Origin of the sequence: Bacillus sp. S71 (genome assembly GCF_016625265.1) — a bacterium.
Classification (GTDB): Bacteria; Bacillota; Bacilli; order Bacillales; family Bacillaceae_G; genus Bacillus_A; species Bacillus_A cereus.
Map to the genome: position 1 here is coordinate 286,907 of NZ_JACVUW010000002.1, position 25,158 is coordinate 312,064.

Sequence of the window (25,158 nt, forward strand, 5' to 3'; positions counted from 1 at the left end):
ATGAAACAAGTACAAACAAAAAGGGATTGGAAAAAACTTGCATACGACGTAGTGGAAGAGAAGATGATTACGAAAGAAGATGCAATAGCGATATTAGAAGCTGATGATACAGAAGTTTTAGAAATTATGAATGCGGCTTACATTATTCGCCATCATCACTTTGGTAAGAAAGTAAAATTGAATATGATTATTAATACGAAATCTGGATTATGTCCTGAAGATTGTGGATATTGCTCACAGTCTATTATTTCAGAAGCACCGATTGATAAATATGCATGGTTAACGCAGGAGAAGATTGTAGAAGGGGCACATGAAGCAATACGCCGTAAAGCAGGTACATATTGTATTGTAGCGTCTGGTCGTCGTCCGACGGATAAAGAGGTAAATCACGTAATTGGTGCAGTTAAGGAAATTCGTGAAACGACAGACTTGAAGATTTGTTGTTGTTTAGGTTTCTTAAATGAAGATCAAGCAGGACGTTTAGCGGAAGCGGGCGTGCATCGTTATAACCACAACTTAAATACACATGAAAATAATTACGATAGTATTTGTTCAACTCATACGTATGATGATCGTGTTGATACAGTTCAAAAAGCGAAACAAGCGGGCATTTCCCCATGCTCTGGAGCGATTTTTGGCATGGGAGAAACAATTGAAGAGCGTGCTGAAATTGCATTTGAATTACAACGTATAGATGCAGATTCTATCCCTTGTAATTTCCTTGTTGCTGTAAAGGGAACACCTCTTGAAGGGCAAAAAGAGTTAACGCCAGTAGAATGTTTAAAAGTACTGGCAATGATGCGTTTTGTAAACCCGACAAAAGAAATTCGTATTTCAGGAGGACGTGAAATCAATTTACGTTCTGTACAGCCAATCGGTTTATTTGCAGCAAATTCTATTTTTGTCGGGGACTACTTAACGACAGCTGGACAAGAGCCGACTGCGGACTGGGGTATGATTGCAGATTTAGGATTTGAGATTGAAGAATGTGCATTATAAGATAGATGAAAAAGCAAACTTGTAAAAGGGTTTGCTTTTTTTGTAAATAAAATGTAATAAATAGTTGTGAACGCTTGATATTATTGGTTTTTGAGCGGAAAAAAGAATTTTTGTGGACGAATTTTCCAAGCCCTAGTTGTACATAGTAAATATGTAATTTATATTGGGTTGGAGGATTTTACATGTACAAATACATATTAGCGATTATGACTTGTTTAATTTTAATAAAAGCAATAAGTTCTGATCCAGTTAAGGCTGCTGAAAATCCTGAACAAAAAGAGATGCAACAAAGAATCGAACAACACTTTCGAACGAAAGCTGAACATTTTGGATTGAAAACGGAAGGAAAAGATTTAAAGGAAGTTAGAAAAGAAATTACTATTATAGAAGAAGCGAAAAAAAGAGAGAATGTATGGAGAACAGCACAAGCTCTTCATATAAAAACAGAAGGAAAAACGATGAATGAATTAATAAAAGATGTACAAAAAAAGGTGAAAAAATAAAAAGAGGCCGCAGCCTCTTTTTTTATGCCCATTGTTTTGATAAGTGAGCCATTTCAATTGCAGCAACAGCTGATTCATATCCTTTATTACCAGCTTTCGTACCTGCGCGTTCAATCGCTTGTTCAATTGTTTCTGTCGTTAATACGCCGAAAATAACTGGGATGTCCATTTGTAGTGATAAAGACGCAACACCTTTTGCTACTTCATTACAAACGTAATCGTAGTGAGTTGTAGCACCTCGGATTACAGTACCTAATGTAATAACAGCATCATACTTTCCGCTACTAGCCATCTTTTTAGCGATTAAAGGAATTTCAAATGCACCAGGAACCCAAGCAACATCAATATCATTTTCTTCTACACCGTGACGCTTTAATCCGTCTAAAGCGCCGCCAAGTAACTTACTTGTAATAAATTCGTTAAAACGTCCAACAACAACTCCAACTTTTAATCCTGTACCAACTAAATGACCTTCGAATACCATAATAAATCTCTCCTTTAATTATAAGTTTAGTAAGTGTCCTAATTTGTTTACTTTCGTTTGTAAATACGATTTATTCTCTTCTTTTGCTGGCATTTGCAACGGTACACGCTCGACTACTTCTAAATCGTAACCTTGTAAGCCAGCAATTTTTCTTGGGTTATTCGTTAATAATCGTAAACTTTGTAAACCTAAATCTTTTAATATTTGTGCTCCGATACCGTAATCACGAAGATCAGCAGGGAAGCCGAGTTTTTCATTTGCTTCTACAGTATCGAATCCTTCTTCTTGTAATTTATAAGCACGAAGCTTATTAAGAAGCCCAATGCCTCTTCCTTCTTGTCTCATATAAAGAAGAACACCTTTTCCTTCACGCTCAATTTGAGCAAGTGCTGCATGGAGTTGTGGTCCGCAATCGCAGCGATGTGAACCGAATACATCTCCTGTTAAGCATTCAGAATGAACACGCACAAGTACCGGTTCACCTATTGAAATATCACCTTTTACAAGTGCGATATGTTCTTTCGTATCTAATGAGTTAGAATAGCCAATTGCGTGGAAAGTACCGAAATCTGTAGGTAATGTAATTTCCACCTCTCTCGTCACAAGTGTTTCATGATGGCGGCGGTAAGCAATTAAATCTTCTATTGTAATCATTTTTATATCAAATTGTTTTGCGCATTCTATTAAATCAGGTACACGTGCCATCGTGCCGTCCTCATTTATAATCTCGCAAATAACTCCAGCTGGTTCGGCACCGCATAGCTTCGCTAAATCAACAGCAGCTTCTGTATGACCTGCACGACGCAGGACACCGCCTTCTTTCGCAATTAATGGAAAGATATGTCCAGGTCGATTGAAATCAGCGCCTTTTGATGCGGGGTTTAACAATTCTTGTATCGTAGTTGCACGTTCGTGAGCGCTAATCCCTGTTGTTGTAGAAACATGGTCAATGCTCACTGTAAACGCAGTATGATGTGAATCTGTATTATGAGATACCATTGGTTCTAATTGTAGACGTTCTGCGTACCCGGCTGTAATCGGTACACAAACGAGACCACGGCCATGTGTAATCATAAAATTAATTGTTTCTGGTGTAATGTACTCTGCTAAAGCAATAAAATCGCCTTCATTTTCTCGGTTTTCATCATCACATACGATAACGACTTTACCTTGTTTTAAATCTTCTAGAGCTTCTTCAATACGATGAAACATTGTGCTTCCCCCTTATAGAAATCCGTTTTCTTGTAAAAAGCTTTCAGTCATTGAACCTACTCGTTTTGTAGGTTTAGTAATAAAGCGTTCGATATATTTACCAATCATGTCACACTCAATGTTTACGATATCTCCGGCATTTTTTTCTCCAATGACAGATTCGCTTACTGTGTGCGGGATGAGTGAAATTGTTATGGAAGATTCGTCTATATCAAATATCGTTAAACTCGTTCCATCAACAGCAATGGATCCTTTATGCAAACAATAGCGCAGCAGTTCATCAGAAATTGCTATTTTGTAATAGACGGCATTGTAATGTTGTTTTTTATTTAAAATCGTTCCGATGCCATCAATATGTCCTGAAACGAAATGTCCACCGAATCGTCCGTTTGCAGCCATTGCTCGCTCTAAATTTACTTTAGAGTGCGGTTTAAGCATGCGAAGTGATGTCGACTGCATCGTTTCAGGCATTGCATCAACTGTAAATGAAGTAGTTGTAAAGCTTGTTACAGTTAAGCAAATACCGTTAACCGCGATACTATCACCTAAGTGAACATCTGATAAAATTTTCTTTGCATGAATCGTTAATTTCATCGCTTCTCCGCTTTGTTGCATGTTTGCTATCGTTCCTAATTCTTCTACAATTCCTGTAAACATTTTGTCACCTCGTTTCGGGCATTCGCAACGATTTTTATATCATCACCAATTTGTTTCATCTCTTGAATTTTCAAGGAAAGCGCATCTTGTAATTTTGAAAAACCATTTCCTCCAAATAAAGTAGGAGCATCTTTCCCACCAATTAATTTCGGGCTTATATAGGTTACAATTTCATTAAAATTGTTTGTTTTTAAGAAACTTGCATGAATCGATTGGCCACCTTCAACGAATAGAGAAAGAATTTGTTTTTCTCCAAGAAAGGAAAGAAGGTCCTCGATTTCTATATGCTTCGTTTCCATTTGGAATATAGCTATATTTTTAGATTCATAAGAAGATATCTTCTCTTTCTTTACATCCTTACCGACAATAATCCATGTAGGTGCTAAACCATCTGTTATAACATGAGAAGATGGTGGTGTTCGTAAATGGGTATCTAAAACAACGCGAATAGGATGTTTCCCACCATTTGGAATTCTTGTTGTTAAATGAGGATTATCAGCTATAACTGTATTCACTCCAACAAGAATTGCATCATGTGTATGGCGATATTGGTGAACATCAGCACGTGCTTCTTCACCTGTAATCCACTTACTTTCACCAGTTACAGTTGCTGTTTTTCCATCTAAGCTCATCGCTGTTTTGATTGTTACAAAAGGGCGTTTCGTTTTCATGTAGTGAAAAAAGTAGCGATTTAATAAAACTGCTTCTGCTTCAAGAACACCGGTAGTTACTTCAATTCTAGCTTCCTCTAATCTTCTTTTTCCGTTACCAGAAACGAGCGGATTACAATCGAGAGTAGCAATTACAACACGCTTAACTCCTTTTTCGATGAGCAATTCACAACAAGGTGGTGTTTTTCCAAAGTGGCTACACGGTTCCAGTGTTACATAAACGGTAGCGTCTTTGGCGTTCTGACCAGCCATTTGAAGGGCATGAACTTCTGCGTGTTCTTCACCAGCCCGTAAATGAGCCCCCATACCAACGATGTTTCCATCTTTTACAACAACAGCACCAACCATAGGATTTGGACTTGTTTGTCCTGATGTTCCTTCTGCTAACTGCAGGGCAATCCTCATATATTCTTGATCTGTCATTTTCTTCACCTCTCCTAAAAAAATCAAAAAACCCCAAGGATTTAATATCCTTGGGGTTTGGGAGACGTGATTTCTAGAAATATAGTTTGAATACGAAAGCATAGGAAAGAAACCTAACGATAATTGATATTTCTGCATAAGGAAAAAACCTAGCAAAATATCGAATTTTTAAACGCTAGTTGTCTCTTTTTATTTCAGTATAAAAAATAAGTATAGAAAATTAAACATATATAAAGAATCAAAATGAATCTTTAAAAATATGCATACTGAAATAAAAGTGTATTCACTATATAAAAAACTAGAAACATATCCTTCTCCCATCCAGACTATACTGTCGGCCCTAGAGTTTCACTAGATCCACCGTTTTCGAGTTGAAAACGGGTCACGGACTTAGAAGTTTTCACTTCATCACCGCCGGTTGGGAATTTCACCCGACCCCGAAGGATGCTGTTTGCTCAAATTATAGCACAAAAAAAATAAAAGGCTAGTAAAAAATATTCGAATGTGAAGAATTGTGTGAAAATATATGCAGGCTGGAATGGAAATAAAAGTATTAGAAATGTTGTAAGGAGAAGGGATATAACGGAGTTGCTAAAAAGAAAAAACATGCACAAAAAAATGTGCATGTCACATGTAAAATTATTCTGCCTCTGGTGCTCTAACAACAGACTCGAATTTACCTTTATGCGAAGCGTCGCAATAAGGCATATTTTTTGATAAACCACAACGGCATAAAGAAAATGCCGGTTTTGCTGGGAATACATTCCCTTGTGAGTCGACTAATTCCACGTCCCCTGTAACGCGAAAAGAGCCATTATCATTTACTTTAATTTGTACTTTTGCCAACGTTATCCCTCCTTCCCAAACGCTTAATTTCATCATATAATCAAGGGAAGTGCTTGGCAATATAAAGTGAAACTTTAATTAGTGGGGGAGGCATCCACCACTAATTATTATTTGAACCAATCGGGCTTTTAGGGGCAGTTAATCTCCTGCCTAACTTCTTTGTTTCAGCCGAATTTTGAGGTGGGAGTTTTACTGCCCGCAAATAGCGGGGAAAAAAGAGCACTTTGTTTGAGAAAGAAGAGAGTGTTATAATAGTTTTCATAACTGACTAGAGTAAGGTGACGAGAGATGGATAAACAATTACATACATTACGAAACATTGCAAATGAGCGCACGTGGGCATCATTTTTGAATGATAATCATCCATATAGTTTGTTACATTGGTCCATTGCAGGTGTAGGACAAGAGGTAAAGGATGTTTGGTTACTTCAAGATGAAGTAACATTTCAAACGACAGAATTTCCAACGTTAGATGATGCAATGCAATGGATTTCTGAAAATATGGAACAAGTTACAGACGTTTTAGCGCAATAAAAAAACAGGCTTATGCAAGCCTGTTTTTTGTTTCTTTCACATATGTGTTTAAAAATTGATCGATGGCTGCTTCGTACTCTTCTTTATTTTCGTTATAAGAGCAAGCGTGTGCACCGTGTTCTGCAATATAAAGTTGCTTATTATTTTCTTTCGCTTCATATAACGCTTTTGTCATATCAGCTAAAATATAGTCGTCATCTTTACTATGAATAAAGAGAACGGGATTGTTAATGTTTTTTATACAGTCGATTGGTGAAACTTCACGAATTGTATAACCGTCACGAACTTTTAAAAATGCGTTTGCTAAAGGTAATAAAGGCCATTTTGGTAAATGGAATTCAACCTTTAAACGGTGCTGTAATTGTCCGTGAAAATCAGAGAAAGGACAATCTGCAATATAGAAATCAGCGCCATCTTCTACAAGTCCTGCGTATTGAAGAATTGTTGCGGCTCCCATAGATTCACCATGAATACCAAGTGTAATATTGGTTCCAAAACGGTTTTTTAGCCAGTCAACTACGGATTTCAAATCATGCTTTTCATAGTATCCATAGCTTGTTGTTTTTCCGCCAGTTTTACCATGACGACGATGATCGTAAATGAGGACATTATATCCCCTTTTTAAGAATAAGTTTGCATATTTTACAGAGTTTATTTTATTTACAGTTACACCGTGGCAAAAAACCATAAACTTATTGGAATGACCAGCAGGAATGTAATATCCGTGAAGGTCGTATCCGAATTGTGAAGGGATATGAATTTCTTCTTTATGAAGAGCATCAAAATCCTCTATACGAAAATGTTTTTTCGTTTCTCTTTCGAGTACTTCTTCCTCTGTTTTTTTCTTTAAGTACATCACTTTATTTGTAAAGAAAATCCCAAGGGCAGTTATTGCACCTAGTATAGTAAACAATGCTGCAAAAAAACGTTTCATACTTTACCTCATCCTCCAAATACCGTTACATGTGATACACTTATATTGTATCACAATGATATAAAAGGGGAGAAATAGGAAATGCTGCATATACAAAAAATTACGCCAGCGATGAAAGAAACAATCCGAATGTTCATGTGTAAGAACTGGGGAAGTTCATTGATGGTTTCACGTGGTAAGGGACACCAGTTAGAAGAGTTGCCAGGATTTGTTGCGCTCTCAGATGACAGAATAATCGGAATTATAACGTATGAAGTGACCGGAAATATGTGTGAAATTGTATCGCTAGATAGCTTTGAAGAAAGAAAAGGAATAGGGACGAAACTTGTGGATTGTGTATTACAAGTTGCAGAAGAAGAACGGTGCAGACAGGTTTGGCTTATTACAACAAATGATAATATGAATGCGTTACGATTTTACCAAAAACGTAATTTTGTAATGACTAATTTATATGTGAATGCGGTAGAGGAGGCGCGAAAAATAAAGAAAGAAATTCCACGTATTGGATATGATAATATCCCAATTTTACATGAAATTCAGTTGGAGTATCGTTTAGTGAAATGATGTAACAATTTTCAGAAATGTGAGTTATTAATCTTGACGGATAGTGTAATTTAGGTTACCGTAAAATTGTAATCTATTACCATATTAAGGGGTGACGATGTGGCAACTATACGTGATGTTGCAAAATTGGCAGGTGTTTCAGTCGCAACCGTTTCACGAGTTATTAATGAAAAAGGATACGTTCATGAGGACACAGTAAAACAAGTAAAGGAAGCAATTGAAGAATTACGTTATAGGCCAAACAGTGCAGCGAAGCCACTATTTAAAGAGAATTCAACGATAATTGCATTACTTGTAGATAATTTATGTAACCAATCAAACATCACTTTGCTACATTGTATTGAGGAAATAGCATATAAAGAAGGCTATCAAATCATTATTTGTAATATAGAGAATAAAGATAGATACATACATATGCTGAAGCAAAATAACATTGCAGGTGTTATTTTGACGAGAGCAGTTTTTAAAAGTGTAGGAGAAATTCCATTTCCGTTTGTTGTGATCGATGAGCAACAATCACATAGAAATTATTATGAAAGTGGACAGAGAGCTGTTTCTTTATTAAAAGAGAAAGGGTGTCACTTTCTTGCATATTTCGGTGAGGGAGAAGAACGTGAAGAAATGGAAGATTATATAGCAGGGTTTTTAGACGCTGTTTGGGATGAAGGAATCTCTTATCGAGAAGAATGTGTACAAGGGTATACAAATAAACAATTTATTACATTATTGCAAAACAATCCGTATATAGATGGAATTGTAACCTCAAGTGATCAGATTGCTATTGAGTTAATTCGGTCAGCGAGATTTCTAAATATACATATACCAGATAAATTAAAAATTGTTGGACCTAATGGGAGCATAGAGTGTGAATGGATAGGTTCATCACTACCGGCAATTGAAAGCTATGTCAAAGATAATGGAAAATTAGCTTTTCAACAATTAAAAGGAAAAATAAAAAAGTAAAAGGTGCGTTTTATACGCACCTTTTTATAATGTAATTGCGGCAATAAAACCAAATATAAGTAACGGTATATTGTAATGTAGAAAAGTGGGTACACATGTATCCCATATATGATGGTGCTGACCATCAGCATTTAAACCGGATGTTGGTCCAAGGGTACTATCCGATGCTGGAGATCCTGCGTCACCTAGTGCTCCGGCTGTACCGATAATTGCAATTGTGGCCATTGGACTAAATCCAAGCTGAATGCAAAGAGGTACAAAAATGGTTGTTAAGATAGGGATGGTTGAAAAGGATGAACCAATTCCCATTGTAACGAGAAGTCCAATAACGAGCATAAGAAATGCAGCGAGTGGTTTGTTATTTCCGATTATATGTGCACTCGTTTGCACCAGAGATTCAACATGTCCTGTTTTTCGAAGAACAGCACCGAATCCAGCGGCAGCAATCATAACAAAGCCAATAAAGGACATCATACGCATTCCGCTTGTTAATATCGCATCTGCTTCTTTAAGTGGTAGACTGCCACTAACCGATAAGACGATAATACCTGCTAAAGCACCAAAAATCATTGATTCTGTTGTTAATTGAACAGTTAATGTAGCAATGATAGATAATAACCCGAAAGTAATGCTACGTTTTGTATAGGGAACGATTTCATTTTCGGTAGTATGAATTTGTTCTGTTTCATACGTACGAGGTTTTCGGTACGTAATGAATACCGCTACACATAATCCAATAATCATACCAATTGCTGGAATAGTCATTGCTTTTGGAATAAGTGTGACATCAAATGTAAGGCCGCTTTGCGCAGCGTTGGTTTGTAATACGTCATGATAAATTTTTCCGAATCCTGCAGGGATCCACATATAAGGAGTAATCAATCCAAATGTAATAATACATGTGACAAGTCTGCGATCCACTTTCAGCTCATTTAATACTTTTAAAAGTGCTGGAATTAAGATGGGGATGAAAGCAATGTGAACAGGAATCACATTTTGTGAGAAACAAGCCATCGTTAAAATAATGAATAAAATAAGTATTTTAGAATAAACTTGTTTTTTCGTGTCTTGTTCATTGCCAATCCATTTTAATGCAGTTTGAATCATAGCATCTGGAAGTCCTGTTTTGGAAAGGGAAATAGCGAAACCACCAAGCATTGCATAACTTAAAGCGATTGGAGCACTGTTTCCAAGACCAGTTGTAAAAGTGTTAATCGTTTCTGAAATACCGAGTCCGCCGATAATTCCGCCTGTTAAAGCTCCAACAATGATGGCGACAATGACCTGGACACGTAACAAACTAAGCAATAGCATAATTGCTACTGCGACGAGTACAGCGTTCATAATAAATGTAATCTCCCTAAATTTTTATTCTGTTAAGACAAGTAAATATGAAACATTTTGCGATGTTTATACATACTTGCGACATATTATTATAAAATGTTTTCTATGAAATGTAAAAGAGCCTTTTGTTACTAATGCTGAAAAGCTAGCTCTTGTTTAATTGATTGCAAAGAATTAGCGAATAATTCTGGTTCTTCTAAATCAGGAGAATGTGCTGAATTTGGGAACCAAATCATCTTTTTTATAGGCGCTTCAATAATATCGCAATATTCCTGAACGAGTGCATAAGGAGTTTGATAATCATAGCGACCAGAACAAAAATAAACTGGAATAGATAAACTTGAGATAGAAGAAAAGAAATCGATTGTCAGCATTTCTTCCCATAAAATTCCAGATTTTAAATTTCCTGCGAGAAACTTGAACCAATCTAATAGCGTATACTCAGGAGAAAAGAAACCTTTTCGTATGAAAGAAAAGGAAGATCCGTTTTGGATTGCGCCTCCAAATGTGCCAAGCCACTTTCTTTGAATAATGAGACGTCTCGTATCTAAAAATGGTGGTTTGCCTAATTTTAAAAGGGAAGCTAATGCTTTTTTATGATCATGTTTTTTTGCAGAATGAATTAAATGTTGATATAGCAATTCTTCATTTTGTTTCATATGTACAATTTGCCCAATACCGATGTAAGCCTCGATATACTTTGGATATTGATGTGCTATGTTAAGCCCAATAATACTTCCCCAAGAATGACCAGCGAGAAATAGTTTTTGTTTGTTGAACCTTTTAAGTACATATTGAATCACTTCTTTTGCATCGGAAACGAATTGTTCAATTGTGAAATTTGCTCCGAAATCTTTCATTGAAAAGGATTTACCAGCCCCGCGCTGATCCCAATTAATAACAATAAATTGCTTCTCTAATTCTTTTTGAAAATGGCGAATAAATCCGATTTGTGCCATCCCAGGTCCGCCGTGACAGCATAATAAAATAGGTTGCTCTACGTTTTGTCCACGCATAAGGAGAGTTTGTTTTCGATTATTTATCATAACGCTTTCTATCGTAGCGATACTATTAGGAATGAGTTGTTTGTTTTCGTTATAGAACTGAGGGGTGTAGCTACGAAAAAGCATATTGAAAACCTCCTTTTGTGAAATCGTATGAATCGCACAGGCTATTCATTTTGCATATACTGTTAGAAAATCATTGTAACATACCATACTAGTGTCATTTCAACACGGGAGGAGGGAAATTGTGACGATTGGAGAAATTATAGATGGTTTAAATAGACGTGAATCCATCGCTATTATAGCAAAACGTCTTGAAATAAGCCCGTATACATTATCGAAGAAATTAAGATTGATTGGATACGAATATGATGGAGAGCAGAAGAAACGTATTTTTGTAGGAGATGGAGAAGAACCACGTCACTTACAACTCCAAGAAGCGACCGCCCTTCAATATGAGAAAACAGATTATCAATTATTAATTTACGAGCAATTACAAAGCATTTATGAGTTACTAAGAAAAAGAGGCGAAGTAATTGCACCAATTATGAGTAAGAGTACAGAGAAAAAGAGACGAACCTTTTCTATTAATACAGAAATATTAGCAAGATTGGACCTTATATCAGAATCGAAAGGAATTCAAAAGTCTAAACTTGTAGAAGAGGCGTTGCAACAATTTTTACAGCAATATAAAGTTGACAAAACATCACATTTTGATAACTAAAGAAAAGGATACTATGTTCATTGGAAGAACGAGTATCCTTTTTATGATGTATATTACGTATAAAATAGAGGATCAGTACAAATCCTTTATGGCGTGAAAAATAAAATTTATTATTAGAGAAACACTTAATTTACTTTTTGAATTCTTCCATCAATAACTGGCTGAATTGGTTCTTTTAATTGTTTTACGTAATCGACTAACGCTTCAAAGTCGTTTGGACCAGTTTCTGCATTTTTACCATTTTTAAATGATACGAATCCGTCACCGCCAGAAGCTAAGAAGGCATTTGCAACTACGCTATACGTTTTAGATGGAGATAATTCTTCTCCGTTTGTTAAACGTATATTTGTAACTTTTTCACCGTTTGTTTTATTTGCATCCCACGTATATTGAATACCTGAAATTTGAAGCATTCTTGTTGTTCCTTTTTGCCATTGCTGATTTAAAATATCGCGAATGTCTTGACCTGTTAAATCTACTTTAATCAATTGATTTCCAAAAGGTTGAATGCCGTACAACTCACCCCACGTAATATCACCAGCATCTAAGTCATTACGAATGCCACCAGGATTCATGAGGGCGATTTGAGTTTGCATCGTTTGACGCTGAGCATCGGCAACTAAATTTCCAAGAGTGGACTCACCAGCATCATTTTGTTTACGGTCGATAGGTGCTGTAGATTTTCCGACCACTTCATTTACAAGTGGTGCGATTTTTTCTTTATATTGATCTAGTTTTTTCTTTACTTGTTTATCAGGTTCTACACCTTCATGATACGTTGTAACAACTTCAGCTTTTTTCTTTACAATATCCTTTGTTTTACGATCAATTGTTACATCCACGTCTGAGAAAGCCGTTCCGTATGAATTTGCTTGGACAATTAGTTTATTATTTACTGTACCATTTACATACGTATGACTATGTCCACCGAAAATAACATCAACTTCTGGGTCTGTTTCATTTGCAATTCGAGTAAGATCGCCATTTGTTACCCCAGACTCATCGGTTGTTCCACCGACATGAGCAAGAACGACGATCGATTTAACGCCGAGGCGTTTTAATTGTTGTGTTGATTTATTAATTGCTTCTACTTCATCAGTAATTTGTACATTTTTAAGCATCGTAGGCATAACAACATTTGGTGTATCAGTTGTAACAACACCAATGAATCCAACAGGAACACCATCTACCATTTTTACAGTAAATGGTGGTAAAAATAAGCGGCCAGTTGATTTGTTATAGAAGTTAGCAGCTACATAGGGGAAGTTAGCCCCTTTGAAATTCCCTGTTTTTTCATGATATCCACCGTAAATGAGGCGTTTCATTTCATCAATGCCTTCATCAAATTCATGGTTTCCGATTGTACCAACATCAAATTTTAAATCATTTAAAAATTCAATCGTCGGTTCATCTTGTAATAATGCTGAAACTGGTGGACTAGCTCCGACGATATCACCAGCATGTACGAGAAGTGTATTAGGGTTTTGTTTTTTACGTTCTTTTAAATAAGTAGCTAAGTAATCAGCGCCACCAGCTTCTTTATTATTGATTTTTTTAACAGTATCTAGTTGTCCATGGAGATCATTAATACCAAGCATTTGTACGTCTATGTAGCGGTTTTGTTCAGCTGGATTCTGAGATGGGGGAGCGGCAAATACGCTTGAAAAAGTAATAGTGCTTAAAACAGCAACGGCAGGAATAATTTTTTTCCACATAATATAATTCTCCTCTTTTTATAATCTGACATCATACGACATAATTTTAATAGATTCATAGGATTATAGCTACATAAAAATTTAGTCTTTTCGAAAAATTAACATATTTACAAAAAGTGAATAATAGAGTAAAGACCCTTTTTTATTGTCGATTTCATCGTGTATCTACTATAATGGAGAAAAAAGTAAAAGGTGAGTAGCATGAAGAAAAAGAAACAAAGACAAATGCAAAGACAATCGCAAGTGAATCAACCAAAGAAAGAAACACTTACATTAGGCGATCAATTAAATGATTCACTCATGCAACAATTAAAGAGTAAGAAGAAAGAGTTGCAAGTGAGAGAAGAGGAAAAAGAGGCAGCTGAACTGGAAAGAAAGCGCCAAGAACAAAAAGAACGTGAAAAGAATAAATCATTTGAAGAACTGCTAAGTGAAAGTAACCTTACTTGGAAAGACTTTAAATAATAAAAAAATGATCAGTGAAATACCACTGATCATTTTTTGACGAGCTTGTAAGAAAAGGGGAGTTAGAATGAGAAAAATTGTCGTTGTTCCGCATGAAAACCATTGGATTGAAAAATTTCAAATGGAGGCTGAAAGATTAAAATCAGCGATGCCAGAAACGGTGAAAATGCATCATATTGGAAGTACGTCAGTGCCCGGACTGGCAGCTAAACCTATTATTGATATGATCATGGAAGTAGAAAATATCGAAAGAGTAGATGGGTGGAATGAACGATTTATAGAGCTTGGTTACATCGTAAAAGGGGAAAATGGTATTTCAAGACGCCGATATTTTATTCATGGAACTGAGGAAAAACGTTCGTATCATTTACACGTGTTTGAAAAAGGAAATCCAGAGATAGTAAGGCATTTAGCGTTTCGTGATTATATGATGGCTCATTGTGAAGAAGCAGAGGCATATGCAACCTTAAAGAAAGAATTAGCCGAAAAGTATACATATGATGGCACGTTATATACGGAAGGGAAAAATGAGTTTGTGCGCAATGTGGATAAAAAAGCGAAAGAATGGAGAGAAAATAACGTGAATGAATGAGTTCACGTTATTTTTTAGCTATATAAAAGTGTTATGTAAACTGTACGTATGTTTTGACTTTTTGTATGAATATTGTTGAAATAAAGTTGTGGCTTATAAATAATGTAACAATGAAAGGGAGACGACTGTGCATATTCCAACAACTACACTTCATAATGGCGTGAAAATGCCGATGATTGGTCTAGGCGTATATAAAGCGAAAGAAGGAGACGAAGTAAAACAAGCAGTAAAAACAGCGTTAGAGGTTGGATACCGTTTGATTGATACAGCGACTGTATATGAAAATGAAAGCGGTGTCGGAGAGGCGATACGTGAATCAGGAATTCCAAGAGAAGACCTATTTATTACAACAAAAGTATGGAACGACGATCAAGGATATGAGGAGACACTCGAGGCGTTTGAAAAGAGTTTGAAAAAATTACAAATGGACTATGTAGATTTATATTTAATCCATTGGCCGGTAAGAGGGAAGTATGTTGATACGTACCGAGCTTTAGAGAAATTGTATGAAGAAGGTAAAGTGCGTGCGATTGGTGTTTCTAATTTTCATAAACATCATTTAGAACTATTATTACCAAATTGCAAAGTGAAGCCGATGGTAAACCAAGTGGAACTTCATCCGATGTTGACGCAATTTGAGTTGCGTAATTTCTGTCAAGGTGAGCAGATTCAAATGGAAGCATGGAGTCCATTAATGAGAGGCGGAGAAGTATTTCAGCACCCGATTATTCAGGCTATTGCTACTAAATATGAAAAAACACCTGCGCAAGTTATATTAAGGTGGGATATTCAAAGCGGGATTGTGACGATTCCTAAATCTGTTACACCATCTCGCATTAAAGAAAACTTTACTATTTTTGATTTTGCACTAAATGAAGAAGAGATACGTCAAATTAACACGTTGAATCGTGATTTACATGTAGGAACGAATCCTGATAAATATGATACGTTATAAAAAAGACTGTCTCCTAATACTGGAGGCAGTCTTCTGTTTTATCGGTAATTCGATATTTTTAACGATGCAAAGCATATGTGTCATATTTAACAATCTTTTGAAGTTGTATATATTCTTCTTTTGTTAAAGGTAACTGTTGGCTAGCTCGTATATTTTCCTGTAATTGTTGAAGAGAGCTTGCACCAGGTATAACAGCTGCAACAGTCTTATTATGTAAGCAATATTGAATAGCTGTTCCTGTTAAAGAGCGTTCTCCAATCATTTCTTTTACACTTGCTAGAGTTGCATGTAATTCATCGTAAGAATAAGAGAGATAATCCTTTTCCTTTACTCTTTCTATCTTTCTTGCATTATTGTCAGTTAAAATTCCTTTTGCAAGTGGCCCGCGGGCAATGACGCTAATTTGGTGTTCATTTAGAAGGGGGAACCATTCTTCTGGACGACGATTTAAAAGGTTATATTCCATTAGTACACTAACGATGTTTGAGCGTTTTGCATATTCACGAACGACATTTGGGCGTATAGAAGAAATACCGTAATGGCGAATAATACCTTCCTTTTTCAATTCTTCAAAAGCTTCAATTGTTTCATCTATTGGATCTTCAATTGTTCCGCCATGAAGTTGGTAAAGGTCAATATAATCAGTTTGAAGTCTACGTAAACTTTCCTTTACTTCAGTCTTTATGTAAGCTTTAGAAGGATCCCAAGACCAGCCATTTTTTTCTTCTGTCCAACGATTTCCAACCTTCGTTGTAAGTACAATTTGGTCTCTTCTTCCCTTCAAGGCTTTTCCAACAAATTCTTCATTTAATCCGTAATCATATAAATCTGCTGTATCAAAAAAATTAATTCCTAAATCGATAGCTTCATCGATAATATGCATAGCTTCTGTTTCAGATGTACCGAGAGACATACAGCCAAGGCCCATTTCTGTAACAAACAAATCTGAGTTTCCTAATTGACGTTTTTTCATAGGTCAACCTCCTTACCTTTATTGTACGAGAGGGAAAAGAGGTTGACAAACGTTTACTTTCCGCTTCGCATTAACTGCCCGTAAAAGCATGATTAATGTTTCACTTTATTTGCTGTAATCCACTCTTGTACAGTTGTATACTCTTTGCTATATTGCTTTAGCTTATGGCGAATTTGCCATGCTTTTCCGACTAAAGTGACGCGATTTGGTAAAATATAAACTTTCATTTCTATCACGCTCCTTTCAATGTGGTAAAATGTATGAGGAAAGAATAGGAAATAGAACAGGGAGATGAAGTAGTATGAGTAATCTTGCAGAGAGAACAGTAAAAACTGAGCCAATTTTTGATGGTAGAGTTATAAAAGTTCGTGTTGATGATGTAGTATTACCAAATGGAGCAATGAGTAAACGTGAAATTGTAAATCACCCTGGTGCAGTTGCTATTATTGCTATTACTGATGAGGGGAAAATTGTGCTTGTTGAGCAGTATCGTAAAGCACTTGAAAAGGCGATTATAGAAATTCCGGCTGGCAAGTTAGAACCTGGTGAAAAACCTGAGGTAACAGCAGTTCGTGAATTAGAAGAGGAAACAGGATATGTATGTGAAAATATGGAGCTCATTACTTCTTTCTATACATCTCCAGGATTCGCAGATGAAATTTTATATGTATATAAAGCGACAGGTTTGACAAGAAAAGAAAATAAAGCTGAGTTAGATGAAGATGAGTTTGTGGAATTAATGGAAGTATCGTTAGAAGAAGCGATTACTCTTATGAAAGATCTTCGTATTCATGATGCGAAGACGATGTTTGCAGTACAATATTTACAACTACAAAAATAAACACTCGCCAAAGGCGAGTGTTTTTTAATTGATTTTTGCATATACACGTGCATCACGTAAGCTACCATCTGGTGCTAGGAAATCATTTTCCATTGTCCCTTCTAGAATGAATTCTAGACGTTCTGCTAAGCTACATGCATTTATATTTGTTGCATCAGTACGAATTTCAATTCTTCTAGCGCCTAGTTTATCAAAGGCGAACTGAATTGCACCTTTAACAGCTTCGGTCATATAGCCTTGTTTTGTATAGGCACTATGTAGCCAGAAGTGAAGTGAAAACTTTGGAATATCCCAGTTTTCAGGCTTTAGTGTAATTGCTCCGATGAATGTACCAGATACTTTATCGTATAAGTGAAAATCAAGTGTTTCACGAAGTAAAAACTGTCCGTGAGCTTCGCGAACAATTTCTTCAGCACTCTCTTCTGTTTCAGCGTTAATTGGTATCCACGGTACTAAGTCTTCTAAAGAAGCTTGGATTGCTTCATATACTTCTGCACCATCACCTGGAAATGGTTTACGAACTTGCAAGCGTTCAGTTTGAAATAATGTTGGAAAATCTAATAATAATGGTTTCAAGAGAAATCCCTCCTATTCTCTACTTTTTAGTTTAGCAAAGTAGAGCGGAATTTCAATGTTAATTCGTCATACTTTTTTCTTTCTTTCATACATTTTTAATAAGAGTGTGAACGGAGGGAAGAAAAATGTGGCGAAAAAATTGGCAAGACCGTGTAATGTCTCACATACAGGAAAACTCTTCATTATATATATTTAACGCTGTTTTATTATTGATGGGAGTAATATTCGGAGCCATTCTCGTGAATAGTTTACAAATCAATCAAAAACAAGATTTATCATTTTATTTACAACGTTTTTTTGGACAAGTCTCTAAAGGAGAATTTGCCATTGCGGGCGAAATGTTTCGAGAAAGTTACTTTTCGCAATTAAAATACATCGGATTTATTTGGATTTTAGGAATTTCAATTATTGGATTACCACTTATTTTTATTTTATTATTTGTAAAAGGAGTTGTCGTTGGATTTACAGTTGGTTTTTTAGTAAGTCAGCATGGATGGAATGGACTATTATTAGCATTTGTATCTGTTTTGCCACAAAATTTAATTATCATTCCAGTCTTTCTCGTTATGACAACCATTGCTGCAAGTTTTTCTTTACGGATGATTAGGCATCAATTTATTAGAAAAATAACCGAGCCACTATTACCATTATTAATCCGTTATACATGCTTCTTTCTCGTAATTGGAGTGGTGTTAGCACTTGCTTCTAGTGTGGAGGCTTACGCATCACCAGTTTTAATGAAAGAAGTCGTTGAGGCTATTAATAAAAAATAAATACTTTTTGAGAATAATTATCAATTTGTTTTTATTGTTTTTTCTTTTGACAGAAGCCCTTCTTCTGATATAATGGTGTAAGAGTGGCGAGGAGGGAGTAGTACCGAATGGAAGAAAGAATTGAACGAATTAAGAAGCAATTACATGCAGCGAGCTACAAATTAACACCGCAACGTGAAGCAACAGTTCGTGTGCTGCTAGAAAATGAAGAAGATCATTTAAGCGCAGAAGATGTTTACCTCCTTGTAAAAGAAAAGTCGCCAGAGATCGGATTAGCAACCGTCTATCGAACTTTAGAACTATTATCTGAGTTAAAAGTTGTCGATAAGATTAACTTCGGAGACGGTGTTTCACGCTATGACTTACGCCAAGAAGGTGCGCAGCGTTTCCACCATCATTTGATTTGTACACAATGTGGTGCTGTACAAGAAATACAAGAAGATTTACTTGGTGAAGTGGAAAGGAAAGTAGAACGAGACTGGAGCTTTAAGGTGAAAGATCATCGTTTAACATTCCATGGGATTTGTAAAAACTGTCAAGAAAATGAAACGGATGAAAAATAACCTTTTCCTATTTATCTAGGAAGAGGTTTTTTATTTGAATAAGGTATAAATTGGTGAAAGCTTGGCATATGTTGTAATAACTTATATTTTGGAGGAATTTACAATGCGCCGAGCTTTAAAATTAACTTTTGATGGAATAAAAGTATTTTTATTATTTACAAGTTGTACGATTTTGTTTTATTTCGCTATACTATGGATAAATGAAGAATATGAAAGCTATCATCGTTATGAAAAACCTAAAGAAGAGACTGTAGAAAAAGTATCAGGGAATGAAGAACCGGCAAAGGATGCTTTCGTAAATAGAATGATGTTTTTCTATGAAAATGGGGAGTAGTGTAGAGTGGAAGATCAATTAAAAGATTTTATTCATTATATGGTTGTCGAAAAAGGATTAGCAAAGAATACAGTAGTATCTTATGAACGGGATTTAAAAAGCTACGTAAAGTATTTGCAAAATGTGGAACAGACGAAAACTTTTCATGAAGTGACCCGTTTACACATTGTTAACTTTTTGCAGTATTTAAAAGAAAACGGAAAATCTTCGAAAACATTGGCGCGTCATATCGCATCAATTCGTTCGTTCCACCAATTTTTACTTCGTGAACGAGCGGTAGAACACGACCCATCCGTACATATTGAAACGCCACAAGGGGAACGGAAATTACCAAAAGTATTATCAGTTGATGAAGTAGAGGCGTTACTTCAAACACCAAAAATGACAAGTGCTTTTGGGATTCGTGATAAGGCGATGCTAGAGTTACTGTATGCGACAGGACTTCGTGTTTCAGAATTGATTGCACTCAATTTAGAAGATGTACATTTAACGATGGGATTTGTTCGTTGCATAGGGAAAGGGAATAAAGAAAGAATTATTCCACTAGGAAGTTTAGCAACGGAAGCGATTCAAAAGTATATTGAAAAAGGAAGAAGAGAATTAATGGGGAAAAAAGTAGTAGATGCACTCTTTTTAAACCATCATGGTAATCGATTATCAAGACAAGGATTTTGGAAAATATTAAAACGATTAGCGAAAGAAGCAAATATTGAAAAAGAGCTTACACCTCATACGTTGCGTCACTCGTTTGCTACGCACTTATTAGAAAATGGAGCAGATTTACGTGCTGTACAAGAAATGCTTGGACATGCAGATATTTCAACGACGCAAATCTATACGCACGTTTCAAAAACTAGATTAAAAGATGTATATAAACAGTTTCATCCGAGAGCATAGTTACTATGCTCTTTTTTTCATAGATTAAGAGGGGAAGAGCGTTTCACAGAAACTTCACAAACATTTCGTATATTGTTTTCAGCAGAAGACTGGAATATTACAATGTATTTCCTCTATACTAAATAAAGTATAAAGGAGGAAATGATGATGAAAAAACTGATTATAACTTTATTTATCGCGATGCTAGCGTTGGCTGGCTGTAATACAAACAAAGAAGAACCGAAAAAAGAACAGAAACTTGAAGCTATAAAAGTAGCAGTCCAAACAAATCCGAAAGAAATTAAACCAGGTGAAAAAACAGAAGTACAAGCACTTGTTACACAAGGAAAAGAAAGAGTAACGGATGCTGATGACGTAAAGTTTGAAATTTGGAAAGATGGCGACGAGAAACACGAGATGTTAGATGGTAAGCATAAAGGAAAAGGTGTTTATGCAGTCGAGAAAACATTTGAAACTGATGGAGTATATCACATTATTCCTCATACAAATGCACGTGAAATGCACGTTATGCCAGAAGTGAAAGTTGCTGTAGGAAATGCGAAAGTAGAAGATGCGAAAAAAGAAAATAGTGATCACAGTGCAGGACATGGAGATCATAAAAGTGACACAATGATCCATCTTATGGCTGGAGACATAAAGGCAAATGCTGAATCTACAATGAAAGTTCATTTAAAGCAAAAAGAAGAAGCATTAACTGGTGCTGAAGTACAACTAGAGATTTGGAAAGATGGTGTTGAAAAACACGAATTTATTCCAGCGAAAGAAGGGAATAAAGGAGAGTATGAAACGAAACATACTTTCAAAGAGAACGGCTCTTACAAAGTGAAAGTGCATGTAAGAAAAGGCGAATTGCATGAACATAAAGAAGAAACGGTAGAAGTAAAATAAAAAGTAGCTCTTTAGAGCTACTTTTTATTTTTAATATGAAGAAATAAATCATAAAAAAATTAGCACTTCGTTGCAGAATGGATTACAATAGAAGTGTGAAGAAAATGAGAAATTCTACGAAAATGTATTAAAAAGAAAGCGTAAACATGTTATGATATCAATATCAGATGTCTGACATCTGACTTAGAAAAAACTAGAAATGTTTTTGAGTCGTTTCAAGTAAAACGAAATAGGTTAGAAAATGATTTAAAGAAGTACTGTTTGACAATGAGAATTCTTATGGATAACAGTTTCACTTTATAGCGTTTTGAACATACTACAAGAAGTAGAACTGAACTTATAGGAGGTCGCAGTTATGAATAAATATAAACGTATATTCCTAGTCGTAATGGACTCTGTGGGAATCGGTGAAGCACCAGATGCTGAGCAATTTGGTGATTTAGGATCTGACACAATTGGTCACATTGCTGAACATATGAATGGGTTACAAATGCCTAACATGGTGAAATTAGGTCTTGGTAACATTCGAGAAATGAAAGGTATCTCTAAAGTAGAGAAACCACTTGGATATTACACAAAAATGCAAGAGAAATCTACTGGTAAAGATACAATGACAGGTCACTGGGAAATCATGGGCCTTTACATTGATACACCATTCCAAGTGTTCCCGGAAGGATTTCCGAAAGAATTACTTGATGAATTAGAAGAAAAAACAGGCCGTAAAATTATCGGTAATAAGCCAGCTTCTGGAACTGAGATTCTTGATGAACTTGGTCAAGAGCAAATGGAAACAGGCTCTTTAATCGTTTATACTTCTGCTGATAGCGTATTGCAAATTGCAGCACACGAAGAAGTAGTGCCACTTGATGAATTATATAAAATTTGTAAAATTGCACGTGAATTAACATTAGATGAGAAATACATGGTAGGTCGTGTTATTGCTCGTCCATTCGTTGGTGAACCTGGAAACTTTACACGTACACCAAACCGTCATGACTATGCATTAAAACCATTCGGTCGTACAGTAATGAATGAATTAAAAGATAGTGACTACGATATAATTGCTATCGGTAAAATCTCTGATATTTATGATGGCGAAGGGGTAACTGAATCACTTCGTACGAAGTCTAACATGGATGGAATGGATAAGCTTGTAGATACATTAAATATGGACTTTACAGGTCTTAGCTTCTTAAACTTAGTTGACTTTGATGCATTATTCGGCCACCGCCGTGATCCACAAGGATACGGAGAAGCTCTGCAAGAATATGATGCACGTCTTCCAGAAGTATTCGCAAAACTAAAAGAAGATGATCTATTATTAATTACAGCAGACCACGGTAATGATCCAATTCACCCTGGTACTGACCATACACGTGAATATGTACCATTATTAGCATATAGCCCAAGCATGAAAGAAGGCGGACAAGAGTTACCACTTCGTCAAACATTTGCTGATATTGGTGCAACAGTAGCAGAAAACTTCGGTGTGAAAATGCCAGAATACGGAACAAGCTTCTTAAATGAGCTAAAGAAATAGGGGGATAAACAAATGAATCGTGAACTTATTACAAAATCAGCTTCATACTTAAAAGAGAAATTTCAAGAGACACCACAAGTAGGACTAATCCTTGGATCAGGACTAGGTGTATTAGCAGACGAAATTGAGAACGCAGTAACAGTACCTTACAGTGAAATCCCTGAATTCCCAGTATCAACTGTAGAAGGCCATGCAGGTCAACTAGTATTTGGTACACTTCAAGGTGTAACAGTAGTAGCAATGCAAGGACGTTTCCACTTCTATGAAGGATACGACATGCAAAAAGTAACATTCCCAGTTCGTGTTATGAAAGAACTAGGTGTAGAAACAGTAGTTGTAACAAACGCAGCTGGTGGTGTAAATACATCATTTGAGCCAGGCGATCTTATGTTAATTTCAGACCACATTAACTTCATGGGTACGAATCCATTAATCGGACCGAATGATTCTGAAATGGGCGTACGTTTCCCTGATATGTCTACATCATATACAGTAGAACTTCGCGAAATGGCGAAACAAGTTGCAGCAGACTTAAATATTAAAGTACAAGAAGGTGTATACGTAGGAATGACAGGTCCTGTATATGAAACACCTGCTGAAATTCGTATGCTTCGTACACTTGGCGGAGATGCAGTTGGTATGTCAACAGTACCTGAAGTAATTGTAGCGCGTCATGCTGGTATGAAAGTATTAGGTATTTCTTGTATTTCAAATATGGCAGCTGGTATTTTAGATCAGCCACTTCACCACGATGAAGTAATTGAAACGACAGAACGTGTTAAAGCTAACTTCTTAGCATTAGTAAAAGCAATCGTAAAACAAATGAAGGGGTGACTTCACAATGAGAATGGTGGACCTAATTGCAAAAAAACGTGACGGACATGCATTAACGACAGAAGAAATTAACTTTATTGTTGAAGGATATACAAATGGTGATATTCCTGATTATCAAGTAAGTTCACTTGCAATGGCAATTTTCTTCCAAGATATGAACGATCAAGAGCGTGCTGATTTAACGATGGCAATGGTAAATAGCGGTGATACAATCGACTTATCAGCTATTGAAGGTGTAAAAGTAGATAAGCATTCGACAGGTGGTGTTGGTGATACAACGACACTTGTATTAGGTCCATTAGTAGCTGCTTTAGGTGTACCAGTAGCGAAAATGTCTGGACGCGGTTTAGGACATACTGGTGGTACAATTGATAAATTAGAAGCAGTTCCAGGATTCCATGTGGAAATTGAAAACGATGAATTCATGCGTCTTGTAAATGAAAACAAAATCGCTGTTATCGGCCAAAGTGGTAACTTAACACCTGCTGATAAAAAGTTATATGCACTTCGTGATGTAACAGCAACAGTAAACTCAATTCCGCTTATTGCAAGTTCGATTATGAGTAAAAAAATTGCTGCTGGTGCAGATGCAATTGTTCTTGATGTAAAAACTGGAGCAGGTGCATTTATGAAAACGGATGAAGATGCAAAACGTTTAGCAGAAGCAATGGTACGCATCGGTAATAATGTTGGTCGTAATACGATGGCAGTTATTTCTGATATGAGTCAACCACTCGGTGAAGCTATCGGTAACGCATTAGAAGTACAAGAAGCAATTGATACATTACAAGGTAAAGGGCCGAAAGATTTAGAAGAGCTATGTTTAACACTTGGAAGTCAAATGGTGTACCTTGCTGGACAAGCTTCATCTTTAGAAGATGCACGTGAAAAGCTAATTGAAGTAATGAACAACGGAAAAGCGCTAGAATCATTTAAAACATTCTTATCAGCGCAAGGCGGCGACGCATCTGTTGTTGATGACCCTTCTAAATTGCCACAAGCACAATTTAAAATTGAAGTGGAAGCGAAAGAAGACGGATATGTATCAGAAATCGTTGCAGACGAAATCGGAACAGCAGCAATGCTTTTAGGAGCAGGACGTGCAACGAAAGAGTCTGAAATTGATTTAGCAGTTGGTCTAATGCTGCGCAAAAAAGTAGGCGATGGCGTGAAGCAAGGTGAATCCCTTGTTACAATTTACGCAAACCGCGAAAATGTTGAAGATGTAAAAGCGAAAATTTATGAGAACATGAAGATTTCTAAAGAACACGTAGATGCACCAACTTTAGTACACGGTATCGTAACGAAGTAATAAAAAAAAGCTGAGGAGATTTCTCCTTGGCTTTTTTT

30 protein-coding genes and 1 riboswitch are annotated in these 25,158 nt (G+C 36.2%); of the genes, 18 read left to right on the forward strand and 12 right to left on the reverse strand.

Annotation, left to right across the window (positions count from 1 at the left end; all coding sequences use genetic code 11):
• The gene (gene bioB, locus IBT51_RS04965; RefSeq protein WP_000815858.1) at positions 1–999 is read left to right on the forward strand and encodes a biotin synthase; all 999 of its coding nucleotides are present in this window, start codon (positions 1–3) and stop codon (positions 997–999) included.
• Positions 1,000–1,181: 182 nt separating this feature from the next.
• The gene (locus tag IBT51_RS04970) at positions 1,182–1,502 is read left to right on the forward strand and encodes a hypothetical protein (protein ID WP_000280032.1); all 321 of its coding nucleotides are present in this window, start codon (positions 1,182–1,184) and stop codon (positions 1,500–1,502) included.
• Between the two features lie 22 nt (positions 1,503–1,524).
• Here the strand turns inward: IBT51_RS04970 and ribH are convergent, their stop codons facing one another.
• The 5 genes from ribH to IBT51_RS04995 all read right to left on the reverse strand — a co-directional run bounded on the left by ribH (position 1,525) and on the right by IBT51_RS04995 (position 5,795).
• Complete coding sequence (gene ribH / locus IBT51_RS04975) at positions 1,525–1,986, reverse strand: 6,7-dimethyl-8-ribityllumazine synthase (protein ID WP_000230895.1); 462 nt, start codon at positions 1,984–1,986, stop codon at positions 1,525–1,527.
• An 18-nt stretch (positions 1,987–2,004) separates the two neighbouring features.
• The gene (gene ribBA / locus IBT51_RS04980; protein ID WP_000468981.1) at positions 2,005–3,198 is read right to left on the reverse strand and encodes a bifunctional 3,4-dihydroxy-2-butanone 4-phosphate synthase/GTP cyclohydrolase II; all 1,194 of its coding nucleotides are present in this window, start codon (positions 3,196–3,198) and stop codon (positions 2,005–2,007) included.
• 12 nt (positions 3,199–3,210) lie between these two features.
• On the reverse strand, positions 3,211–3,855 hold the full coding sequence (gene ribE / locus IBT51_RS04985) for a riboflavin synthase subunit alpha (RefSeq protein WP_000493907.1): 645 nt from the start codon (positions 3,853–3,855) through the stop codon (positions 3,211–3,213).
• On the reverse strand, positions 3,837–4,949 hold the full coding sequence (gene ribD / locus IBT51_RS04990; RefSeq protein WP_000131988.1) for a bifunctional diaminohydroxyphosphoribosylaminopyrimidine deaminase/5-amino-6-(5-phosphoribosylamino)uracil reductase RibD: 1,113 nt from the start codon (positions 4,947–4,949) through the stop codon (positions 3,837–3,839). Before ribD ends, ribE begins: the two co-directional genes overlap by 19 nt.
• 305 nt (positions 4,950–5,254) lie before the next feature.
• A riboswitch (FMN riboswitch) is annotated at positions 5,255–5,398 on the reverse strand.
• Between the two features lie 190 nt (positions 5,399–5,588).
• Positions 5,589–5,795, reverse strand: coding sequence for a CDGSH iron-sulfur domain-containing protein (locus tag IBT51_RS04995; protein WP_001151582.1), 207 nt, complete (start codon positions 5,793–5,795; stop codon positions 5,589–5,591).
• Between the two features lie 288 nt (positions 5,796–6,083).
• Here IBT51_RS04995 and IBT51_RS05000 point away from each other — a divergent pair, with 288 nt between their 5' ends.
• Positions 6,084–6,329: a DUF2552 family protein gene (locus IBT51_RS05000; protein ID WP_000360796.1), complete on the forward strand. Its 246-nt coding sequence runs from the start codon at positions 6,084–6,086 to the stop codon at positions 6,327–6,329.
• Between the two features lie 10 nt (positions 6,330–6,339).
• On the opposite strand, the gene IBT51_RS05005 is transcribed toward IBT51_RS05000, so the two are convergent.
• On the reverse strand, positions 6,340–7,263 hold the full coding sequence (locus tag IBT51_RS05005; RefSeq protein ID WP_000819228.1) for an alpha/beta hydrolase: 924 nt from the start codon (positions 7,261–7,263) through the stop codon (positions 6,340–6,342).
• An 81-nt stretch (positions 7,264–7,344) separates the two neighbouring features.
• Between IBT51_RS05005 and IBT51_RS05010 the strand changes: the two genes are divergently transcribed.
• On the forward strand, positions 7,345–7,827 hold the full coding sequence (locus IBT51_RS05010) for a GNAT family N-acetyltransferase (RefSeq protein WP_000902441.1): 483 nt from the start codon (positions 7,345–7,347) through the stop codon (positions 7,825–7,827).
• Between the two features lie 99 nt (positions 7,828–7,926).
• Positions 7,927–8,790, forward strand: coding sequence for a LacI family DNA-binding transcriptional regulator (locus IBT51_RS05015; protein WP_200458051.1), 864 nt, complete (start codon positions 7,927–7,929; stop codon positions 8,788–8,790).
• A gap of 24 nt (positions 8,791–8,814) precedes the next feature.
• Here IBT51_RS05015 and IBT51_RS05020 read toward each other — a convergent pair whose 3' ends face one another.
• Positions 8,815–10,134, reverse strand: a complete 1,320-nt coding sequence (locus tag IBT51_RS05020; protein WP_000994810.1) for a Na+/H+ antiporter family protein — start codon at positions 10,132–10,134, stop codon at positions 8,815–8,817.
• Positions 10,135–10,265: 131 nt separating this feature from the next.
• Positions 10,266–11,264 (reverse strand): alpha/beta fold hydrolase, encoded by a 999-nt coding sequence (locus IBT51_RS05025; protein ID WP_069356165.1) that lies wholly within the window; start codon positions 11,262–11,264, stop codon positions 10,266–10,268.
• 121 nt (positions 11,265–11,385) lie between these two features.
• Between IBT51_RS05025 and IBT51_RS05030 the strand changes: the two genes are divergently transcribed.
• Complete coding sequence (locus IBT51_RS05030; RefSeq protein WP_069356164.1) at positions 11,386–11,862, forward strand: ribbon-helix-helix domain-containing protein; 477 nt, start codon at positions 11,386–11,388, stop codon at positions 11,860–11,862.
• A gap of 125 nt (positions 11,863–11,987) precedes the next feature.
• On the opposite strand, the gene IBT51_RS05035 is transcribed toward IBT51_RS05030, so the two are convergent.
• On the reverse strand, positions 11,988–13,577 hold the full coding sequence (locus tag IBT51_RS05035) for a bifunctional metallophosphatase/5'-nucleotidase (protein ID WP_000265556.1): 1,590 nt from the start codon (positions 13,575–13,577) through the stop codon (positions 11,988–11,990).
• Between the two features lie 201 nt (positions 13,578–13,778).
• On the opposite strand from IBT51_RS05035, the gene IBT51_RS05040 reads away from it, so the two are divergent.
• From IBT51_RS05040 to IBT51_RS05050, 3 genes are all read left to right on the forward strand, one after another.
• Entirely contained in the window at positions 13,779–14,042 is a 264-nt protein-coding gene (locus tag IBT51_RS05040; RefSeq protein ID WP_000727561.1) for a YqkE family protein, read from the forward strand.
• Between the two features lie 67 nt (positions 14,043–14,109).
• Complete coding sequence (locus IBT51_RS05045) at positions 14,110–14,634, forward strand: GrpB family protein (protein ID WP_001227176.1); 525 nt, start codon at positions 14,110–14,112, stop codon at positions 14,632–14,634.
• Positions 14,635–14,761: 127 nt separating this feature from the next.
• Entirely contained in the window at positions 14,762–15,589 is an 828-nt protein-coding gene (locus tag IBT51_RS05050) for an aldo/keto reductase (RefSeq protein ID WP_075716915.1), read from the forward strand.
• Positions 15,590–15,647: 58 nt separating this feature from the next.
• Here IBT51_RS05050 and IBT51_RS05055 read toward each other — a convergent pair whose 3' ends face one another.
• Positions 15,648–16,562: an aldo/keto reductase gene (locus IBT51_RS05055; protein WP_000747210.1), complete on the reverse strand. Its 915-nt coding sequence runs from the start codon at positions 16,560–16,562 to the stop codon at positions 15,648–15,650.
• A gap of 92 nt (positions 16,563–16,654) precedes the next feature.
• On the reverse strand, positions 16,655–16,789 hold the full coding sequence (gene mciZ / locus IBT51_RS05060; protein ID WP_000870302.1) for a Z-ring formation inhibitor MciZ: 135 nt from the start codon (positions 16,787–16,789) through the stop codon (positions 16,655–16,657).
• 74 nt (positions 16,790–16,863) lie between these two features.
• Between mciZ and IBT51_RS05065 the strand changes: the two genes are divergently transcribed.
• Positions 16,864–17,403, forward strand: coding sequence for an NUDIX hydrolase (locus IBT51_RS05065; RefSeq protein WP_000067042.1), 540 nt, complete (start codon positions 16,864–16,866; stop codon positions 17,401–17,403).
• Between the two features lie 24 nt (positions 17,404–17,427).
• Here the strand turns inward: IBT51_RS05065 and IBT51_RS05070 are convergent, their stop codons facing one another.
• Entirely contained in the window at positions 17,428–17,979 is a 552-nt protein-coding gene (locus IBT51_RS05070; protein ID WP_000803479.1) for a GNAT family N-acetyltransferase, read from the reverse strand.
• 155 nt (positions 17,980–18,134) lie between these two features.
• Here IBT51_RS05070 and spoIIM point away from each other — a divergent pair, with 155 nt between their 5' ends.
• The 8 genes from spoIIM to IBT51_RS05110 all read left to right on the forward strand — a co-directional run bounded on the left by spoIIM (position 18,135) and on the right by IBT51_RS05110 (position 25,120).
• Positions 18,135–18,752: a stage II sporulation protein M gene (spoIIM, locus tag IBT51_RS05075; protein WP_013142149.1), complete on the forward strand. Its 618-nt coding sequence runs from the start codon at positions 18,135–18,137 to the stop codon at positions 18,750–18,752.
• 107 nt (positions 18,753–18,859) lie between these two features.
• Positions 18,860–19,315: a ferric iron uptake transcriptional regulator gene (fur, locus tag IBT51_RS05080; protein WP_000392657.1), complete on the forward strand. Its 456-nt coding sequence runs from the start codon at positions 18,860–18,862 to the stop codon at positions 19,313–19,315.
• A gap of 103 nt (positions 19,316–19,418) precedes the next feature.
• Positions 19,419–19,649 (forward strand): YqzK family protein, encoded by a 231-nt coding sequence (locus tag IBT51_RS05085; protein ID WP_001250432.1) that lies wholly within the window; start codon positions 19,419–19,421, stop codon positions 19,647–19,649.
• A 6-nt stretch (positions 19,650–19,655) separates the two neighbouring features.
• Complete coding sequence (gene xerD, locus IBT51_RS05090; protein WP_000390088.1) at positions 19,656–20,546, forward strand: site-specific tyrosine recombinase XerD; 891 nt, start codon at positions 19,656–19,658, stop codon at positions 20,544–20,546.
• Between the two features lie 144 nt (positions 20,547–20,690).
• Complete coding sequence (locus IBT51_RS05095; RefSeq protein ID WP_200458050.1) at positions 20,691–21,434, forward strand: FixH family protein; 744 nt, start codon at positions 20,691–20,693, stop codon at positions 21,432–21,434.
• A 355-nt stretch (positions 21,435–21,789) separates the two neighbouring features.
• Complete coding sequence (gene deoB / locus IBT51_RS05100; protein ID WP_200458049.1) at positions 21,790–22,974, forward strand: phosphopentomutase; 1,185 nt, start codon at positions 21,790–21,792, stop codon at positions 22,972–22,974.
• A 12-nt stretch (positions 22,975–22,986) separates the two neighbouring features.
• Positions 22,987–23,808 (forward strand): purine-nucleoside phosphorylase, encoded by an 822-nt coding sequence (locus IBT51_RS05105; RefSeq protein WP_001078446.1) that lies wholly within the window; start codon positions 22,987–22,989, stop codon positions 23,806–23,808.
• A 7-nt stretch (positions 23,809–23,815) separates the two neighbouring features.
• A complete protein-coding gene (locus IBT51_RS05110; protein ID WP_069356161.1) occupies positions 23,816–25,120 on the forward strand; it encodes a pyrimidine-nucleoside phosphorylase in 1,305 nt (434 codons plus the stop codon).
• Positions 25,121–25,158 lie beyond the last annotated feature (38 nt).

Excerpts from the sequence above, each read along its gene's own strand:
- IBT51_RS05020 (WP_000994810.1), bottom strand. The coding sequence starts at position 10,134 with ATGAACGCTGTACTCGTCGCAGTAGCAATTATGCTATTGCTTAGTTTG.
- IBT51_RS05005 (WP_000819228.1), bottom strand. The coding sequence starts at position 7,263 with ATGAAACGTTTTTTTGCAGCATTGTTTACTATACTAGGTGCAATAACT.
- IBT51_RS05065 (WP_000067042.1), top strand. The coding sequence starts at position 16,864 with ATGAGTAATCTTGCAGAGAGAACAGTAAAAACTGAGCCAATTTTTGAT.
- ribD (WP_000131988.1), bottom strand. The coding sequence starts at position 4,949 with ATGACAGATCAAGAATATATGAGGATTGCCCTGCAGTTAGCAGAAGGA.
- IBT51_RS05105 (WP_001078446.1), top strand. The coding sequence starts at position 22,987 with ATGAATCGTGAACTTATTACAAAATCAGCTTCATACTTAAAAGAGAAA.
- IBT51_RS05040 (WP_000727561.1), top strand. The coding sequence starts at position 13,779 with ATGAAGAAAAAGAAACAAAGACAAATGCAAAGACAATCGCAAGTGAAT.
- IBT51_RS05025 (WP_069356165.1), bottom strand. The coding sequence starts at position 11,264 with ATGCTTTTTCGTAGCTACACCCCTCAGTTCTATAACGAAAACAAACAA.
- ribE (WP_000493907.1), bottom strand. The coding sequence starts at position 3,855 with ATGTTTACAGGAATTGTAGAAGAATTAGGAACGATAGCAAACATGCAA.
- IBT51_RS04970 (WP_000280032.1), top strand. The coding sequence starts at position 1,182 with ATGTACAAATACATATTAGCGATTATGACTTGTTTAATTTTAATAAAA.
- spoIIM (WP_013142149.1), top strand. The coding sequence starts at position 18,135 with ATGTCTCACATACAGGAAAACTCTTCATTATATATATTTAACGCTGTT.
- IBT51_RS05000 (WP_000360796.1), top strand. The coding sequence starts at position 6,084 with ATGGATAAACAATTACATACATTACGAAACATTGCAAATGAGCGCACG.
- IBT51_RS05085 (WP_001250432.1), top strand. The coding sequence starts at position 19,419 with ATGCGCCGAGCTTTAAAATTAACTTTTGATGGAATAAAAGTATTTTTA.
- IBT51_RS05035 (WP_000265556.1), bottom strand. The coding sequence starts at position 13,577 with ATGTGGAAAAAAATTATTCCTGCCGTTGCTGTTTTAAGCACTATTACT.
- ribBA (WP_000468981.1), bottom strand. The coding sequence starts at position 3,198 with ATGTTTCATCGTATTGAAGAAGCTCTAGAAGATTTAAAACAAGGTAAA.
- mciZ (WP_000870302.1), bottom strand. The coding sequence starts at position 16,789 with ATGAAAGTTTATATTTTACCAAATCGCGTCACTTTAGTCGGAAAAGCA.
- IBT51_RS05045 (WP_001227176.1), top strand. The coding sequence starts at position 14,110 with ATGAGAAAAATTGTCGTTGTTCCGCATGAAAACCATTGGATTGAAAAA.
- bioB (WP_000815858.1), top strand. The coding sequence starts at position 1 with ATGAAACAAGTACAAACAAAAAGGGATTGGAAAAAACTTGCATACGAC.
- deoB (WP_200458049.1), top strand. The coding sequence starts at position 21,790 with ATGAATAAATATAAACGTATATTCCTAGTCGTAATGGACTCTGTGGGA.
- IBT51_RS05095 (WP_200458050.1), top strand. The coding sequence starts at position 20,691 with ATGATGAAAAAACTGATTATAACTTTATTTATCGCGATGCTAGCGTTG.
- IBT51_RS05055 (WP_000747210.1), bottom strand. The coding sequence starts at position 16,562 with ATGAAAAAACGTCAATTAGGAAACTCAGATTTGTTTGTTACAGAAATG.
- fur (WP_000392657.1), top strand. The coding sequence starts at position 18,860 with ATGGAAGAAAGAATTGAACGAATTAAGAAGCAATTACATGCAGCGAGC.
- IBT51_RS05010 (WP_000902441.1), top strand. The coding sequence starts at position 7,345 with ATGCTGCATATACAAAAAATTACGCCAGCGATGAAAGAAACAATCCGA.
- ribH (WP_000230895.1), bottom strand. The coding sequence starts at position 1,986 with ATGGTATTCGAAGGTCATTTAGTTGGTACAGGATTAAAAGTTGGAGTT.
- IBT51_RS05110 (WP_069356161.1), top strand. The coding sequence starts at position 23,816 with ATGAGAATGGTGGACCTAATTGCAAAAAAACGTGACGGACATGCATTA.